Source organism: Yeguia hominis, from assembly GCF_014384705.1.
Classification (GTDB): domain Bacteria; phylum Bacillota; class Clostridia; order Oscillospirales; family Acutalibacteraceae; genus Yeguia; species Yeguia hominis.
The window spans coordinates 19847-32875 of record NZ_JACRSN010000026.1; the positions used below are offsets into that span (position 1 = coordinate 19847).

At 52.8% G+C, this 13029-nt stretch carries 21 protein-coding genes and 1 pseudogene; 2 read left to right on the forward strand and 20 right to left on the reverse strand.

From position 1 onward, the window contains the following. Positions 1-4 precede the first annotated feature (4 nt). From IAG03_RS13075 to IAG03_RS13165, 19 genes and pseudogenes are all read right to left on the reverse strand, one after another. Positions 5-217, reverse strand: a complete 213-nt coding sequence (locus IAG03_RS13075) for a hypothetical protein (RefSeq protein ID WP_249320520.1) — start codon at positions 215-217, stop codon at positions 5-7. 19 nt (positions 218-236) lie between these two features. After that, a complete protein-coding gene (locus IAG03_RS13080) occupies positions 237-431 on the reverse strand; it encodes a translation initiation factor 2 (RefSeq protein ID WP_249320522.1) in 195 nt (64 codons plus the stop codon). A 34-nt stretch (positions 432-465) separates the two neighbouring features. Then, positions 466-1080, reverse strand: a complete 615-nt coding sequence (locus IAG03_RS13085; RefSeq protein WP_249320523.1) for a LexA family protein — start codon at positions 1078-1080, stop codon at positions 466-468. Between the two features lie 265 nt (positions 1081-1345). Continuing rightward, positions 1346-2307: pseudogene (locus IAG03_RS13090) on the reverse strand (IS5 family transposase). Between the two features lie 119 nt (positions 2308-2426). Continuing rightward, positions 2427-3098 carry a GTP pyrophosphokinase gene (locus IAG03_RS13095; protein ID WP_249320524.1) on the reverse strand — a complete coding sequence of 224 codons (672 nt, stop codon included), beginning with the start codon at positions 3096-3098 and terminating at the stop codon, positions 2427-2429. Continuing rightward, positions 3095-4789, reverse strand: a complete 1695-nt coding sequence (locus IAG03_RS13100; protein WP_249320525.1) for an FAD-dependent oxidoreductase — start codon at positions 4787-4789, stop codon at positions 3095-3097. Before IAG03_RS13100 ends, IAG03_RS13095 begins: the two co-directional genes overlap by 4 nt. Next, a complete protein-coding gene (gene trxA / locus IAG03_RS13105) occupies positions 4786-5106 on the reverse strand; it encodes a thioredoxin (protein ID WP_249320526.1) in 321 nt (106 codons plus the stop codon). The genes IAG03_RS13100 and trxA overlap by 4 nt, the downstream gene beginning before the upstream one ends. 28 nt (positions 5107-5134) lie before the next feature. Continuing rightward, positions 5135-5710, reverse strand: a complete 576-nt coding sequence (locus IAG03_RS13110) for a 4Fe-4S binding protein (RefSeq protein WP_249320527.1) — start codon at positions 5708-5710, stop codon at positions 5135-5137. Beyond that, on the reverse strand, positions 5707-5910 hold the full coding sequence (locus tag IAG03_RS13115; protein WP_249320528.1) for a 4Fe-4S binding protein: 204 nt from the start codon (positions 5908-5910) through the stop codon (positions 5707-5709). The genes IAG03_RS13110 and IAG03_RS13115 overlap by 4 nt, the downstream gene beginning before the upstream one ends. Before the next feature lie 12 nt (positions 5911-5922). Then, positions 5923-6168 carry a ferredoxin-thioredoxin reductase catalytic domain-containing protein gene (locus tag IAG03_RS13120; protein WP_283243167.1) on the reverse strand — a complete coding sequence of 82 codons (246 nt, stop codon included), beginning with the start codon at positions 6166-6168 and terminating at the stop codon, positions 5923-5925. A gap of 125 nt (positions 6169-6293) precedes the next feature. Beyond that, on the reverse strand, positions 6294-6452 hold the full coding sequence (locus IAG03_RS13125; RefSeq protein WP_118601949.1) for a rubredoxin: 159 nt from the start codon (positions 6450-6452) through the stop codon (positions 6294-6296). A gap of 88 nt (positions 6453-6540) precedes the next feature. Then, the gene (locus IAG03_RS13130; RefSeq protein ID WP_249320530.1) at positions 6541-6753 is read right to left on the reverse strand and encodes a DUF6219 family protein; all 213 of its coding nucleotides are present in this window, start codon (positions 6751-6753) and stop codon (positions 6541-6543) included. 76 nt (positions 6754-6829) lie between these two features. Next, positions 6830-7204 (reverse strand): desulfoferrodoxin family protein, encoded by a 375-nt coding sequence (locus tag IAG03_RS13135; RefSeq protein ID WP_249320531.1) that lies wholly within the window; start codon positions 7202-7204, stop codon positions 6830-6832. Between the two features lie 20 nt (positions 7205-7224). Further along, a complete protein-coding gene (gene rbr, locus IAG03_RS13140) occupies positions 7225-7767 on the reverse strand; it encodes a rubrerythrin (RefSeq protein ID WP_249320532.1) in 543 nt (180 codons plus the stop codon). 66 nt (positions 7768-7833) lie between these two features. Next, positions 7834-8580 carry a Crp/Fnr family transcriptional regulator gene (locus IAG03_RS13145; RefSeq protein WP_346726153.1) on the reverse strand — a complete coding sequence of 249 codons (747 nt, stop codon included), beginning with the start codon at positions 8578-8580 and terminating at the stop codon, positions 7834-7836. Next, a complete protein-coding gene (locus IAG03_RS13150) occupies positions 8492-9256 on the reverse strand; it encodes a NifB/NifX family molybdenum-iron cluster-binding protein (protein WP_249320533.1) in 765 nt (254 codons plus the stop codon). The genes IAG03_RS13145 and IAG03_RS13150 overlap by 89 nt, the downstream gene beginning before the upstream one ends. 11 nt (positions 9257-9267) lie before the next feature. Then, complete coding sequence (gene trxB / locus IAG03_RS13155) at positions 9268-10191, reverse strand: thioredoxin-disulfide reductase (RefSeq protein ID WP_249320535.1); 924 nt, start codon at positions 10189-10191, stop codon at positions 9268-9270. A gap of 10 nt (positions 10192-10201) precedes the next feature. Then, on the reverse strand, positions 10202-10522 hold the full coding sequence (locus IAG03_RS13160) for a thioredoxin family protein (RefSeq protein ID WP_212822221.1): 321 nt from the start codon (positions 10520-10522) through the stop codon (positions 10202-10204). An 11-nt stretch (positions 10523-10533) separates the two neighbouring features. Then, entirely contained in the window at positions 10534-10950 is a 417-nt protein-coding gene (locus IAG03_RS13165) for an RrF2 family transcriptional regulator (RefSeq protein ID WP_212822223.1), read from the reverse strand. Positions 10951-11145: 195 nt separating this feature from the next. On the opposite strand from IAG03_RS13165, the gene IAG03_RS13170 reads away from it, so the two are divergent. Both IAG03_RS13170 and IAG03_RS13175 read left to right on the forward strand, forming a co-directional pair. Then, complete coding sequence (locus IAG03_RS13170) at positions 11146-11535, forward strand: Fur family transcriptional regulator (protein ID WP_249320536.1); 390 nt, start codon at positions 11146-11148, stop codon at positions 11533-11535. Continuing rightward, positions 11532-12041, forward strand: coding sequence for a ferritin (locus tag IAG03_RS13175; RefSeq protein WP_249320537.1), 510 nt, complete (start codon positions 11532-11534; stop codon positions 12039-12041). Before IAG03_RS13170 ends, IAG03_RS13175 begins: the two co-directional genes overlap by 4 nt. Before the next feature lie 530 nt (positions 12042-12571). Here the strand turns inward: IAG03_RS13175 and IAG03_RS14635 are convergent. Continuing rightward, positions 12572-12838, reverse strand: a complete 267-nt coding sequence (locus IAG03_RS14635) for a LysR substrate-binding domain-containing protein (protein ID WP_430472466.1) — start codon at positions 12836-12838, stop codon at positions 12572-12574. Between the last annotated feature and the right edge of the window lie 191 nt (positions 12839-13029).

Here is a 13029-nt window from a genome sequence, read left to right on the forward strand (position 1 = left end):
CATATCAGATAATCCTTAACTCCAAATCTTTGCGCTCTTCACCATTTGGAGCATAGATGTCGATCACATCATGCCTCCGTCCAACAACTGTGCGGATCATTTCAGCTCCGCACTGGCTGCATTTTACTTTTATCTGGTTCTTCTTGTTTTTTAGCCCCGCAACTTCTTCCTTACAGTTCGGGCAATACCAGGTATATATCCTCCAGTCCACCAGCATCACCGTACTCCTTTATTTCTTATTTCTGCGGAAGCGGTACGAGCACTTGAACCTTATCCATCTGATAGCACGGGACTTTTCTTGTTTTCACGTACTTCATCTGCTGGGTTACTTCGCCGCAGCTTTCGCATTCCATCCATCCGTCTGTTTCTTCTAAGTCGAGAGACTTATTGATAGTGCCGCAGATCGGGCACTTCACATCAACTGCGTTCAAACAAAACATCTCCTATCGAGTTAGATTATTTGTTTTAGAGAGCCTTAATGACGTGACGAGCCACACCTTGTACCTTAAAACTCCTCACCTTAATAACTTCTCCCGGATACTTTGCTTCATTCTCATAGGCGAGAAGATAGCATTCATCATCCTCGTCATAGCCAGCATAGCGTTTCAGCGTGTTCTGATTATCCGGATCAAGCGCAACGACTATATCCCCTTCCGATGCAGGGCAATTACGCTCAATCACAAGCAGATCATCTTCTTCGATACCGGCATCGACCATAGAATCACCTTTGGCACGAAGGATATAGAAATCTCCTTTGCCAAACATGGAAACAGGTAGACTGACGTACTCTTCAACATATTCCTGCTCTTCCTCCGGGCAGCCGCATTGAATGGAGCCTACTAATGGGGCGGCTATATAGGCTGTTTTCATCTTGGCACTCTCCGGAGCTGACAGGATGCCTCTGCTGTAATCAAGCAGACCATTGTCGCTCAAGTCCTGCATATATCGATGAGTTGTTGATCTGGCCACACCGACACCATCAGCAATCTCGCTTATTGTAGGAGCTTTGCGATTTTCATGGAAATACTTGTTCACAAACTTCAGGATCGCATCAGAGATTTCTTGGTTTTTTACTCTCATATCAGCACCTCGTTTCTATAATGGGATTTCAAATCCCGCTATTGTTATTATACTCGGCAATTTTATAATTTCAAGGGGGTATTTCGATGGTGTCGATCGTAAGTGACAATAGATTTTAAAAAAATGAGATGGCACAGAGTGCCATCTCCAGAAATTAAGTTGTTTAGGGCAATACCGCACAACTGCTACGATACGCATTGCCGGGCGGCCATTTTGTAAGAATCAATTAGGTCGCCCGTGCTATTGCTCGCAGGAGCGCACTGATTCAAGCTGCCAGGCAAGGTCTGTCAGCCAGAATCAGATTCGCTAACGCGAACATGATATTGAATTTGGCTCTCTGCTTTTCGAGCCCTCGGTATCGTGTTTTTCGGAAACGCAGCTGTTTCTTGACGACACCGAATGCGTGCTCCACTTTCGCGCGGACAGAGGACTTTGCGTGTTCTGCTTTCTTTGCGGCATACTGACCGCTTTTGCTCAGCTTTTTCACTTGGGATGGACGGCGGTTGATTCAGTATTTGATCTTACGATCAGCCTTGTTGCGGATGATCGCCGCGCTTTTCTGCTCCGAGGTAACCGCTGTCGCCATATACTTCATCTTCATCTCCGGTCAGCAGCTTGGATGTTTCTGTGGCGTCATGGACATTAGCTGCTGTTGCCTCCGCGGTATGAACCAGTCCGCTGTCCCTATCAACGCCGATATGTGTCTTATCGCCGAAGTGCCAGGTATTGCCTTTCTTCACCTGATGTGCACCCGGGTCCCGCTTCTTTTCCTTATTCTTGGTGGAAGAAGGGGCGGAAATAATGGTGGAATCCACGATCGTTCCCTTTTTCAGAATGAGACCTCGTGCCATAAGCGCGGCGACCACCTGGGGCAAACAGCTTTTCCTGCAGTCCGTTCTTGATCAGCAGATTGCGAAAACGGCCAAGGGTATCTCCGTCCGGAACCTGATTACTGGAATCGATGCCGCAGAAATCCGAAAACGCACGGCTGTCGATCACTTCTGCTACGGTTGCCTCATCACTCAGGTCATACAGATTTTGCAGCAAGTACAGTCGCAGCATGGTCTCCAGCGGATAGGGTTTGTTGCCGCGCTCTCCTTTGTAATAGCACGGCTGGATCAGGCATATCCATTCCTTCCACGGGACGATCCGTTCGATCTGAGTCAGAAACTCTTTCTTCTTTGTCCGCACCTGCACCAACTCATCGCTGAATGCGGAAATCGTCATCTGCTTATCCATAATGCTATTATATCACATCCTGCCGTTCCTGGCACTTTTTGCGCGGTGTTGCCCTATATTTTCCCCCCTGCTGCGGGGCTGTTTTTTGAGCCTTGATTCAGTGCATATTAAGTTAGGATGTGCAGTAGATGTTCCATTTTGCTGTCCCATTCTCTGCTGGAATCGGCGCACTCTTTCAGCTCAGTTTCGATTTCAGTATTTATCGGCAAGTTTTTCTTGTAGCGGATGGTATGCTCAAGGCTTGCCCAGAAGTCCATAGCGATTGTACGGAGTTGTATCTCCACCGGCACATGGATCTCTTTTTCCGCAAAGAATACCGGCAACCGGATCGTCAGGTGCAGACTGCGATAGCCATTTGGCTTAGGGTGTGAAATGTAGTCTTTCTCTGTGATGATTTCAATGTCAGACTGATTTTTTAAGCACTTTGCCAAAAAGAACACATCCTCCTCGAAAGAGCAGATCACACGCACACCGGCAACATCCATGATATTTGCCTGCATGGCCGGAAAATCCAGAGGAAGTCCGCGCTTCTGCATCTTGTTCATAATGCTGGACGGCGACTTCAAGCGGCTTTTCATACTTTCTATCGGATTGCGATCATGCTGCAATGAAAACTCTTCGTTCAGAATTTCTAACCTGCCTTCAAGCGCTTTCAGCGCACAGCGGTATTGCAGCATGACTTCCTGATACCTGCGATTTTCACTTAAAAGGCGCTGGCATTGCAGATCATCCAAGCCTTTATCTGTCGCAACCGTCAAGCCAAATAGATTTTCACTCATAGCTTCTCCATTCCGCAGGGATAGGCGCTCCGCGCTGTCTGCTGCTCTTTTGTTACGACCCGATAAAAGCTGTATCCGCCGGAGAGATGGGCACAGGTAAAACCATACTGCGTCAAAAGCCGGCAGGCCAGATAACTGCGAAGCCCTGTCTGGCAATTCACATAAACAGGCTTACCACGGTCTAACTCGTCCAAGTGCTCCCGCAGATCGTCCAAGGGAATATTCCGAAAGCCATCCAGATGGCCCCGCTGATACTCCCACGCCGTGCGGACGTCCAGCAGCGTCGCACTGCCATCGCAAGGCAAGTCCTCAACCTCATTCCAATGGAACTGCCGCACTTTCTCGCGCTCCAAATCCTCGATCATAAAACCGGCCATGTTTACCGGATCCTTGGCGGAGGAATAGGGCGGCGCATAGGAAAGGTCAAGCTCCGTCAGTTCCAAAGCGGTCATTTTTGCGCGAATGGCCGTTGCCAGTACATCAATGCGCTTGTCCACACCGTCGCCGCCAACGATCTGTGCACCCAGCAGCCGCAGGCTTTCTTTTTCATACAGTACCTTCATTGCCATAGACTGCGCGCCGGGATAATAGGTGGCGTGGGATGCTGGGAACAATACAACTTTGTCGTAAGTGATCCCTGCTGCCTGCGCTGCCTTTTCATTGATTCCCGTGGAGGCTGCTGTCAAGCCAAACAGCTTCAGAACAGACGAGCCCTGAGAGCCGTGAAAGCGGCTGTTTCCGCCGCAGATATTGTCAGCGGCAATGCGTCCCTGCTTGTTGGCAGGCCCCGCCAGCGAGATCAGCGTTTTCTGGTCGGTCACGAAATGGGTGACCTCCACAGCATCGCCCACAGCGTAGATGTCCGGTACGGAGGTTTCCATCCGCTCGTTGACAGCGATGCTGCCACGAATACCAAGCCTGAGTCCGGCTTCTTTTGCCAAATGCGTATCCGGGGTAACACCGATGGCCAGCAGCACCATATCCGAATGCAGCGGCTCACTACCCTCCAACAGGGTCAGCACGGAATCTCCGTTCTGTTGAAATCCGGTGACGGTTTCACCCAACCGCAGAGCCACGCCGTGTCTGCGCATTTCCGCATGGACAAAGCTCGCCATATCCGCATCCAGCGGCGCTAATAGCTGCTTGGGCCGCTGAACGATGGTGACGGAAACACCCATTTGTGCAAGGTTTTCCGCCATTTCCAGACCGATAAAGCCGCCGCCAGCCAAAACAGCAGTTTTCGGCTTCTGATCCTCTACAAAGCGCCGAATGCGGAGGGTGTCTTCCACGGTGCGCAGCGTGAAAACACGCTCGCTGCTGACGCCGGAAAGCGCAGGAACCGTCGGCTTTGCGCCGGGTGCGAGGAGCAGTTTGTCATAGGTTTCCGTGTAGACCTTTTCACTATCCAATGCGTGAACGGTGACGATTTTCTCTGTGGGATTGATCGCAGTTACTTCCTGCCGTACCCGCACATCAATGCGAAAACGATCCCAGAAGCTCTCCGGAGTTTGCAGCGTCAGTTCTTCCTGCTCCTTGATCACACCGCCCACATAATACGGCAGGCCGCAGTTGGCATAGGACACATAGCCGCTGCGTTCGATCATGATGATCTGGGCGTGTTCATCCAAACGGCGGATGCGGGCGGCGGCAGAAGCACCGCCCGCCACACCGCCTACGATCACAACTTTCATCTTGCGCCCTCCACCATTGCGGCGATCTCCGACTTAGGCCGATAGCCGACCGATTTGGCAACGGCCTTTCCATCCTTGAATACGACCAGCATCGGGATGCTGGATACCTGAAAACGCATTGCCAGCTCCATCTGCTCGTCCACATTAACCTTGCCCACCTTGAGGGCACCGGCGTTTTCTTCAGCGATCTCGTGGAGCACGGGAGAGAGCATTTTGCACGGTCCGCACCAGTTCGCATAGAAATCCAGCAGGACGGGCTTGTCGGAACGCAGCACCTCATTTTCAAAATTCGCAGCAGTAATTTTCAGTTCAGCCATGAGAATGACTCCTTTCTGTTATCCTTAATTATTCTTTGTTTTTCAGTTTGCAAATACCTTGCGTCATGGTTCCCATGGGACAAAACGCACACCACGTGCGGGGCTTGTAGAGCACCATAACGATGAGACCGATGAGCAGCGAGGTCAGCATCAAGCTATAAAAGCCAAAGCTAAACTGTGCCACCCAATCAGCGACTGTACCGGCTGTATAAGTCCAGCCCCAAGGCACACGGAATGTCCAGAACAGCTTAATGGCCTCCCTCAGGGACGCAGCACCAGCAGCGACCAGATAGGTCTGGAACACCATGTTGCCGAACATCGTCAGGAAAAAGAGCAAAAAGCCGTAACGGAACCACTTGGAGGACATCCAGCGGGGCGTGGGCTTGCAGCGGGAGCATTTAAGGTCTGTCCCCAGCTTGTTGAACAGTTGACCCCGTCCGCAGAGGTGGTTGCAGAAGAATTTGTTCCCGCCAAAGATGGCTAAGAACAGCGGCAAGAGAAAATCGATCATGCCCAGCCATGCAAACAGGATGTTGAAGAAGCCCAGTGCAAAATAGATGATGGCATATACCCACAGGTAATCGTACCAATGCTTTGCTTTCATGCGTCAGCCCTCACTTTCACCTCAATGCAGCCGACGGGACAGAGCTTTGCGCACTTGCCGCAGCCTACGCAGCGTTCCGCCTCCACGGCGGCGTAGCAGCCACGGCGCACCTTGACGGCCCCCAGTGGACAGGTATTTTCACACACGCCGCAGGCGACGCACCGCGTTTTATCTACGGCAGCCAGTTTCTTCGACAGCATAGCGTTCCTCCCTTAATCCTGCAAGGATTTGTAATAGAGCATACAGTGGCAGTAGCCCTCGAAATCAGGATCGGCAATCTGATCCTTAAACTCCTGACACATACATTTGGTTGCCTCTGTGCGCTCCCTGCGGCAGGGACAGTATCCTCCGGTGCGCTTGAGTCCTTCCCAGATGGTATTGACAATCTCCTGATCGGGATTGAGCTTGATTTTCATGTTCGCCACCTCTTTTTTTATCGTGGCTTTATCATACCGCATGGCAAAGCATTTTTCTGTGACGAGGTTACGTTACGGCAAATTTTTATATAAGCGAGAAAGAACCGTGAAGCGGGATCTTACATACTGCTTCACGGCTCTTTGTTTATAGGTTTTGTTGTGCTTCCTTACTCAGCCGCAGAAAACTGATCTTTGCCAACTGAACATAAGGGGCATTCAAAATCATCCGGAATATCTTTCCATTTTGTACCCGGTGCAATGCCGCCTTCCGGATAGCCCTTTTCTTCATCGTATTCCCAACCACACACATCACATACATATTTCATAATGAAATTCTCCTTTGATGTTTTTATTTCGCACACAACATTAGCCCGACTTTATCGTCATCAGAAACAATAACGATTCCTATCTTACTCAAAGAATATCCACAGTTTCCGCTTGCTTTACTCTCTTTGTTTTCTTATTCCCTGAAATCATTTTATGACCCGTATATACTGCCATAACCATGCAGATCAAGGAACTAAGCGCAAGGTACTTATGCGCTGTTTTTGAGCCTTTATATCCAGTGCAAAAAGTTCCAAACATGGTAATTACCGCTCCGATTGACCAATATTTATGTGCTTTCATGACTTGTTTGCCTCCTGCCTGCAATACATGACATTCAGTTCTCTATGTTGGTACTAAGATACCATGTGCGGAACGATCACGCTTTCCATAGACTGTGGAGGTTGCAGTAGGCGTAGACCGCCTCGACTTCGTCGCCCTCGCAGAGCGCAAAGCAGACCTCCGTCTTTTCGCCCGGGTGCAGTTCCTTACGCTGATTGCCTTGTTTGGTGTGGAGGGACACCCACTCGATGTAGTGCTCCGGCAGCATGGGATGCTCTACGGAGCCGACCTTGACATGAACGATGCCGTTTTCCACAGTCCAGACAGGGACGTGCTTCTCCACGGCGGCGTCGGTGGTACCGGGGATGATCTCGCTCATCGGCTCACCGCAACAGATGACGGGAACGCCCGTGTCCTTGACCTTGGCAATGATGTTGCCGCAATGCTTGCAAATGTAAAACTTCTGCTCCATGATTCGTTCTCCTTTTCTCTTTAATAGTTTTCTGCGTGAATTTCAAAGTAGCTCTGGGGATGGTTGCAGGTCGGGCAGACCTCCGGTGCTTTCTCACCGATCACGATATGCCCGCAGTTGCGGCACTCCCACACCTTGACCTCGCTCTTGGCAAAGACTTCCGCCATTTCCACATTGTGCAGCAGGGCACGGTAGCGCTCCTCATGGTGCTTTTCAATGGCGGCTACCAGGCGGAAACGCTGGGCCAGCTCATGGAAGCCCTCCTCGTCGGCGGTTTTGGCGAAGCCGTCGTACATATCCGTCCACTCGTAGTTCTCGCCCTCAGCGGCGGAGAGAAGATTTTCGGCGGTGTCGCCGATGCCGTTCAGTTCTTTGAACCACAGCTTGGCATGTTCCTTCTCGTTATCGGCGGTTTTAAGGAACAGCGCCGCGATCTGCTCGTAGCCTTCCTTCTTGGCCTTGGATGCGAAATAGGTGTACTTGTTGCGTGCCTCAGACTCACCGGCAAAGGCAGTCATCAGGTTTTTTTCGGTTTGAGTACCTGCGTATTTCGTTTCTTTCATGGTCGATGCTCCTTTCAGCTTCTTTTGCTCATATTATAACACGGATTCGTGTTAAAAACAATATTTTCATTTTAAGTGATTCAATCCTTCTGTATCCCGCAGCGTGATTGCGCCTCGTCTTAGCGCCACAAGCCCGTCCTCCGAGAAGCTTTTGAGCATCCGCGCTACCGCCTCCCGCGCCGAGCTGATGTGCTGGGCGATCTGCTCATGGGTCATGCGTATCGTTTCGGAGCCGGTACGCTCCGCTTCGGCCAGGAGAAATTCTGCCAGCCGCCGATCCAGCCCCTTGAACATGATCTGCTGCATCGCCCACATCACATCAGAAAACCGTTTCGTTGCCAACTCATAGAGGAAGCAGCGGACATGAAGATTTTGCTCTTTGAGTGCAGCAATGACATTTGCGGGGATAATCAGAACCTCTGTATCCATTCCTGCGACCATTTGCGTATCAAAGGTGATTTGACTGATCACACAGGAGGCAGAAAGCACGCATAATTCGCCCGGATACAGGCGGAACAGCGTTACCTCCCGCCCCTCCTCGGAGAGAAGATAGGTGCGGATCTCGCCGGAAAGGACGAACAGCATTCCAAGACATTCATTGTCGCTGCTGTGTATGAACGCCCCCTTTTCATAAAGACGGACTAAGGCACTTCGGCGCAGCGTTTCTTGCTCCTGTTCAGTCAAGGATGACCAAAACGGAAGCTGTGTCAGTGTGCGCTCCATATCAGTGGCAGTTATGATTGCCGCAGCCGTGGTCACCGCAGGTGTGACCAGCTTCGCCGTGCGCATGGTCATGGTGGTCACAGTGAACATTGGGATCGTAGCCCAGATTTCCGCTGAGCAATGCGCTCACCGCTGCGTCAGCGTCCCCGCTGACACCGCCGTAGAGCTTGATGCCCGCCTCGGCCAGTGCTGCCTGCGCACCGCCGCCGATGCCTCCGCAGATCAAAGTGTCTACACCGTGCTGCATCAGGAAGCCTGCCAGTGCGCCGTGACCACTGCCATTGGTGTCAACAATTTCCGCATGGACGATTTTGCCGTCCGCAGCTTCATAAAGCTTGAACTGTTCGGTATGGCCAAAATGCTGAAAGATTTGACCGTTTTCATAGGTAACTGCAATTTTCATCATGGAATCTCCTTTGCAATTTTTGTTGGACTTTTCTGTGTTGGCTCTCTGCGTCCGGCAGCAGCGGCCGCAGTGGGCTGCCTCCTGTCCTCCGCAGATGCGGTAGTTTCCCCCGGTGATGTGCAGCGGTTTCCCGTGGACAAGGCACGCTGCGATCTTGCGCCGTGCGCTTTCGTAAATCTCCTGCACGGTAGAGCGGGAAATGTCCATCTGATATGCAAGAATCTCTGCCGGTGTCCTGTCCACACCGGGTACTCTTTTATCCTTCAGGGCTTCCGGGATCGTATCAAACTCGGAATTGTACTTTTCAAAGCTCTGACGGATCTCGTTTTTGAGATCCTCTTTATCCCTGTATGTTCTCAAGACAGTCTCCTTTACCGGTTCTCCGCCAGATATTCCTCCGCGTAGTGGACAGCCACCGCGCCGTCCGATACGGCGGTGACCACCTGCCGCAGCGCCTTGGTGCGCACGTCGCCCGCGGCGAACACGCCGGGGAGGTTGGTGCGGGTGGATTCATCCGCGATGATATAGCCGGACTTGTCCAGCGCCAGCTCCCCTTGGAACAGCTCCGTGGCCGGGGCGCGTCCTACGCTGATGAACACGCCGTCGCAGGCAAGGTCGCGCTCCGCGCCGGTGTTGACGTCTTTTAGCCGCAGCCCCGTCAGGCGGCTTTCGTGCAGCAGCGCAGAGACGGTGCTGTTCCAGCAGAACTCCACGTTGGGCGCGTTCATTAGCGGTGCATGGTATACCTTCGTTGCCCGCAGGCTGTCGCGGCGGTGGATGAGATAGACCTTTTTTGCGATACGGGACAGGGTCAGGGCATCCGCCGCGGCGGAGTTGCCGCCGCCCACCACCGCCACGGTCTTGCCCCGATAGGGCGCGCCGTCGCAGGCGGCGCAGTAGTGAACACCCTTTCCTGTGAGCGCTTCTTCGCCGGGAACGCCCAAGGGGCGGGGCGACGCGCCGGTGGCGATGACCACCGTGCGCCCCTGAAAGACGCCCTCGCTGGTGTCCAGCGTCTTGATCCTCCCGGAAAGGCTAACCTTATACACCTCCGCCAGCTCCGTCATCGCGCCGAAGCGCTCGGCGCTCTGCTGCATCTTTTCGCCCAGCGTAAAGCCGTCGATGCCGTCCTCAAAGCCGGGATAGTTGTCGATCTGCTCCGTCAGCGCCATCTGCCCGCCGGCGGAGAGCTTTTCCAGCACCAGCGTGGAAAGCCCAGCACGGGCGGCGTACAGGGCGGCGGTGTATCCGGCGGGGCCGCCGCCGATGATGATCATATCATAGATCCGCTCCATAGCCACGCCCTCACTGCGCCAGCGTTTCCCGGATAAATGTCTCAATGGCCGCCTTGGAGCCAGGCGCGACAATGGAGCCGAGCACCTCGCCGTTCTTGAAGAGCATCAGCGTGGGGATGGTGTCGATGCCGAAGCGCTCGATGAGCTGCGGCTCCTCGTCGTAGTTGATCTTGCCAGCGATGAGCGTGTCGGCGTACTGCTCACCCACCTTGTCAAAGGCCGGGGCAATACGGCGGCAGTAGGGGCACCACTGGGCCCAGAAATCCACCAGCACGGGCTTGTCCGCATGCAGGACGTCATTTTCAAAGCTGTTGGTCGTAATGGTAAGCATCGTATATCCTCCTATTTCTGTGCAAAAAGTTGTGTTTCAATATCTGTGATCGTGATGTGCGAGAGGTAGGCGGCGCACTGCTCGTTCATCTGCCGGTACAGCGCGTCCATCACGCCTGCCATACCGGAGCAGATGGCGCAGTCCCGGTCAATGTCCCCGCTGTGCCACGCGCAGTCCACAAAGCGGGTATTTATCGCCTCCGCCACCTGCCGGAGAGAAAGGGCTGCGGGGTCGGTGCAAAGGCGATAGCCGCCGTCCAGACCCTCCCGGGTCTCCACCATTCCCGCCTTTTTCAGCCCCGCCAGCACCCGACGAACGCGGGTGGGGTTGGTGCAGATGTTCTCCGCCAGAGCCTCGCTGCTGAGAGAGCGTCCGCTGTGGCTCAGGCAGACCAGCGCGTGAACCGCCAGATTAAAGGAACTGTCCATGGTCATCCCTCCTGCGATAATCTGTGCTTGTGGCAAGTACAGTTTCTACTGTGACTATAACAGATACAGTTCGGCGTGTCAAGCTTTTTCGTCAATTTTTTCAGCGGAAGCCCTCCATAGCTGTTGACAACAGGGCGAATATGCGTATAATGGGAAACAAGAATAAGAATAGTTCTTATTTTGGAGGGGCGCAGTATGCCGAAATATGCAGAGGAGATATTGGCTGCCGTAACGGAGCTTCAGCGGCACCCCACGGCGGAGCAGGTGTTCCTGGAGATGAAAAAGGAGCATCCCAGTATCGCCATTGGCACGGTATACAAGCATCTGAACGCCTTGGCGGAGGAGGGTCTGCTGCACCGCATCACGGAGTCGGGTTCGCCGGACCGGTACGACCGAACGGAACGGCACGATCACTTGATTTGCAGCCGGTGCGGGAAAATCGCGGACGTTCACCTGCCGGATATACAGAGCCGGATCGAGCACGCGCTGGGACGGGAGATCCTCTCGTATGATCTTAAAATCAGGTATATCTGTCCCGATTGCAGGAAACAGGAAGAAAACAACGCTGAAGGAGGCACCCAATGAACGCTAACGTATCGAAGCTGCTCAACGAACAAATCAACAAGGAGTTCTACTCCGCCTATCTGTATCTGGATTTTGCCAACTACTACGCCGCCGCGGGCTTAGACGGCTTTGAGAACTGGTACCGGGTACAGGCGCAGGAGGAGCGGGATCACGCCATGCTGTTCTATCAGTATTTGCAGAATAACGGCGAGGGCGTCACCTTTGAGGCTATCGCAAAGCCGGAGTGGGAACGAGGCGACCACATGACCCCGCTGAAAAAGGCGCTGGAGCATGAGAAACTCGTCACCGCCAGCATCGACGCCATCTACGCCGCCGCATACGAGGCCAGAGACTTCCGTGCCATGCAGATGCTGGACTGGTTCATCAAGGAGCAGGGCGAGGAGGAGAAGAACGCCGCCGACCTCATCACCAAGATGGAGCTGTTCGGCGGTGACAGCAAGGGGCTGTATATGCTCAACAGCGAGCTGAAGGCACGGGTCTACACAGCGCCCTCGCTGGTGTTGTAAGCCCTGCGCGGCTGCGGGCTTTCGCATCAGACAAAAGGCAGACTGCGTACTCTGATGTACCAAAAACGGCATAAATTTCCCTGCGACTATAAGTATATAGGCGGTTGCACATTTAGGATATTAAAACATGAGCAAAATGCACATACAATACAAGTTAAGAACACTTCATCTGCAGGAGACTTGTTTGTATGATAGACTACGCATTTATAGGCGCACGGCTCAAGGAAGCGCGCATACGGAAAAACATGACGCAGGAGTAGCGTGCGGATTACCTCGGTGTGGAGCGCAGCGGACTGTCGCTGGAGCTTGGAAAAATGCGGGATGAGGGCTTGCTCGACTTTCACAAAAGCCATTTTATTTTGAAGGTGTGACAGCTTATCCAGCGTACATCTATAACAGATAAAAAGTAGCCCCGGTTTTTCATACTGTTTGCCCACTTTGCGAAGGGTTTTTATGTGCAATGGCTTAAAATGAGAGGGTCCCCACTGAAATTCAAGTGAATTTCAGTGGGGACCCTTTTATTTTCGTTTTTACACTTTCGCGCAGAAATCCCAAAGGCTTTTTGCGGCTCCGGGCAAACTGCGGTTCTTTTTCGTAATCAACCACAAGGTCCATGGGAACTCTGGCTTTTTCAATGGAACGCAGCCGCCCCTGCCGCTGTATAGCTTTTCCACCAGTGGTCGGCAAATGATGATGACGCCCTTATTCTCCGCCACCATCTCCAGCAGTAAATCCCACAGGGAGGAAGTAAACGTGACTTGCGGTACAAACCCGGCCTCCGCGCATCGCTGTAAGATTTGATCGTACTTATCCCGATGTTGTTATGTCACAGACTGGATAGTGCCCTTGAGACCATTTCTTTATAATCTGTTTTTATCTTTTCAGGCCCTTTGATTCTTACTTTCCCGCCGAAGCCGAAAATCCAGCTGAAGAAGATATGGCTGATGGCCACCCGGACGATCACGCGGAAGGTGCTCATATCGCAGGC

Excerpts from the sequence above, each read along its gene's own strand:
- IAG03_RS13075 (WP_249320520.1), bottom strand. The coding sequence starts at position 217 with ATGCTGGTGGACTGGAGGATATATACCTGGTATTGCCCGAACTGTAAG.
- IAG03_RS13085 (WP_249320523.1), bottom strand. The coding sequence starts at position 1,080 with ATGAGAGTAAAAAACCAAGAAATCTCTGATGCGATCCTGAAGTTTGTG.
- IAG03_RS13095 (WP_249320524.1), bottom strand. The coding sequence starts at position 3,098 with ATGAGTGAAAATCTATTTGGCTTGACGGTTGCGACAGATAAAGGCTTG.
- IAG03_RS13100 (WP_249320525.1), bottom strand. The coding sequence starts at position 4,789 with ATGAAAGTTGTGATCGTAGGCGGTGTGGCGGGCGGTGCTTCTGCCGCC.
- trxA (WP_249320526.1), bottom strand. The coding sequence starts at position 5,106 with ATGGCTGAACTGAAAATTACTGCTGCGAATTTTGAAAATGAGGTGCTG.
- IAG03_RS13110 (WP_249320527.1), bottom strand. The coding sequence starts at position 5,710 with ATGAAAGCAAAGCATTGGTACGATTACCTGTGGGTATATGCCATCATC.
- IAG03_RS13115 (WP_249320528.1), bottom strand. The coding sequence starts at position 5,910 with ATGCTGTCGAAGAAACTGGCTGCCGTAGATAAAACGCGGTGCGTCGCC.
- IAG03_RS13120 (WP_283243167.1), bottom strand. The coding sequence starts at position 6,168 with ATGCGGTATGATAAAGCCACGATAAAAAAAGAGGTGGCGAACATGAAA.
- IAG03_RS13125 (WP_118601949.1), bottom strand. The coding sequence starts at position 6,452 with ATGAAATATGTATGTGATGTGTGTGGTTGGGAATACGATGAAGAAAAG.
- IAG03_RS13130 (WP_249320530.1), bottom strand. The coding sequence starts at position 6,753 with ATGAAAGCACATAAATATTGGTCAATCGGAGCGGTAATTACCATGTTT.
- IAG03_RS13135 (WP_249320531.1), bottom strand. The coding sequence starts at position 7,204 with ATGGAGCAGAAGTTTTACATTTGCAAGCATTGCGGCAACATCATTGCC.
- rbr (WP_249320532.1), bottom strand. The coding sequence starts at position 7,767 with ATGAAAGAAACGAAATACGCAGGTACTCAAACCGAAAAAAACCTGATG.
- IAG03_RS13145 (WP_346726153.1), bottom strand. The coding sequence starts at position 8,580 with ATGTTCACTGTGACCACCATGACCATGCGCACGGCGAAGCTGGTCACA.
- trxB (WP_249320535.1), bottom strand. The coding sequence starts at position 10,191 with ATGGAGCGGATCTATGATATGATCATCATCGGCGGCGGCCCCGCCGGA.
- IAG03_RS13160 (WP_212822221.1), bottom strand. The coding sequence starts at position 10,522 with ATGCTTACCATTACGACCAACAGCTTTGAAAATGACGTCCTGCATGCG.
- IAG03_RS13165 (WP_212822223.1), bottom strand. The coding sequence starts at position 10,950 with ATGGACAGTTCCTTTAATCTGGCGGTTCACGCGCTGGTCTGCCTGAGC.
- IAG03_RS13170 (WP_249320536.1), top strand. The coding sequence starts at position 11,146 with ATGCCGAAATATGCAGAGGAGATATTGGCTGCCGTAACGGAGCTTCAG.
- IAG03_RS13175 (WP_249320537.1), top strand. The coding sequence starts at position 11,532 with ATGAACGCTAACGTATCGAAGCTGCTCAACGAACAAATCAACAAGGAG.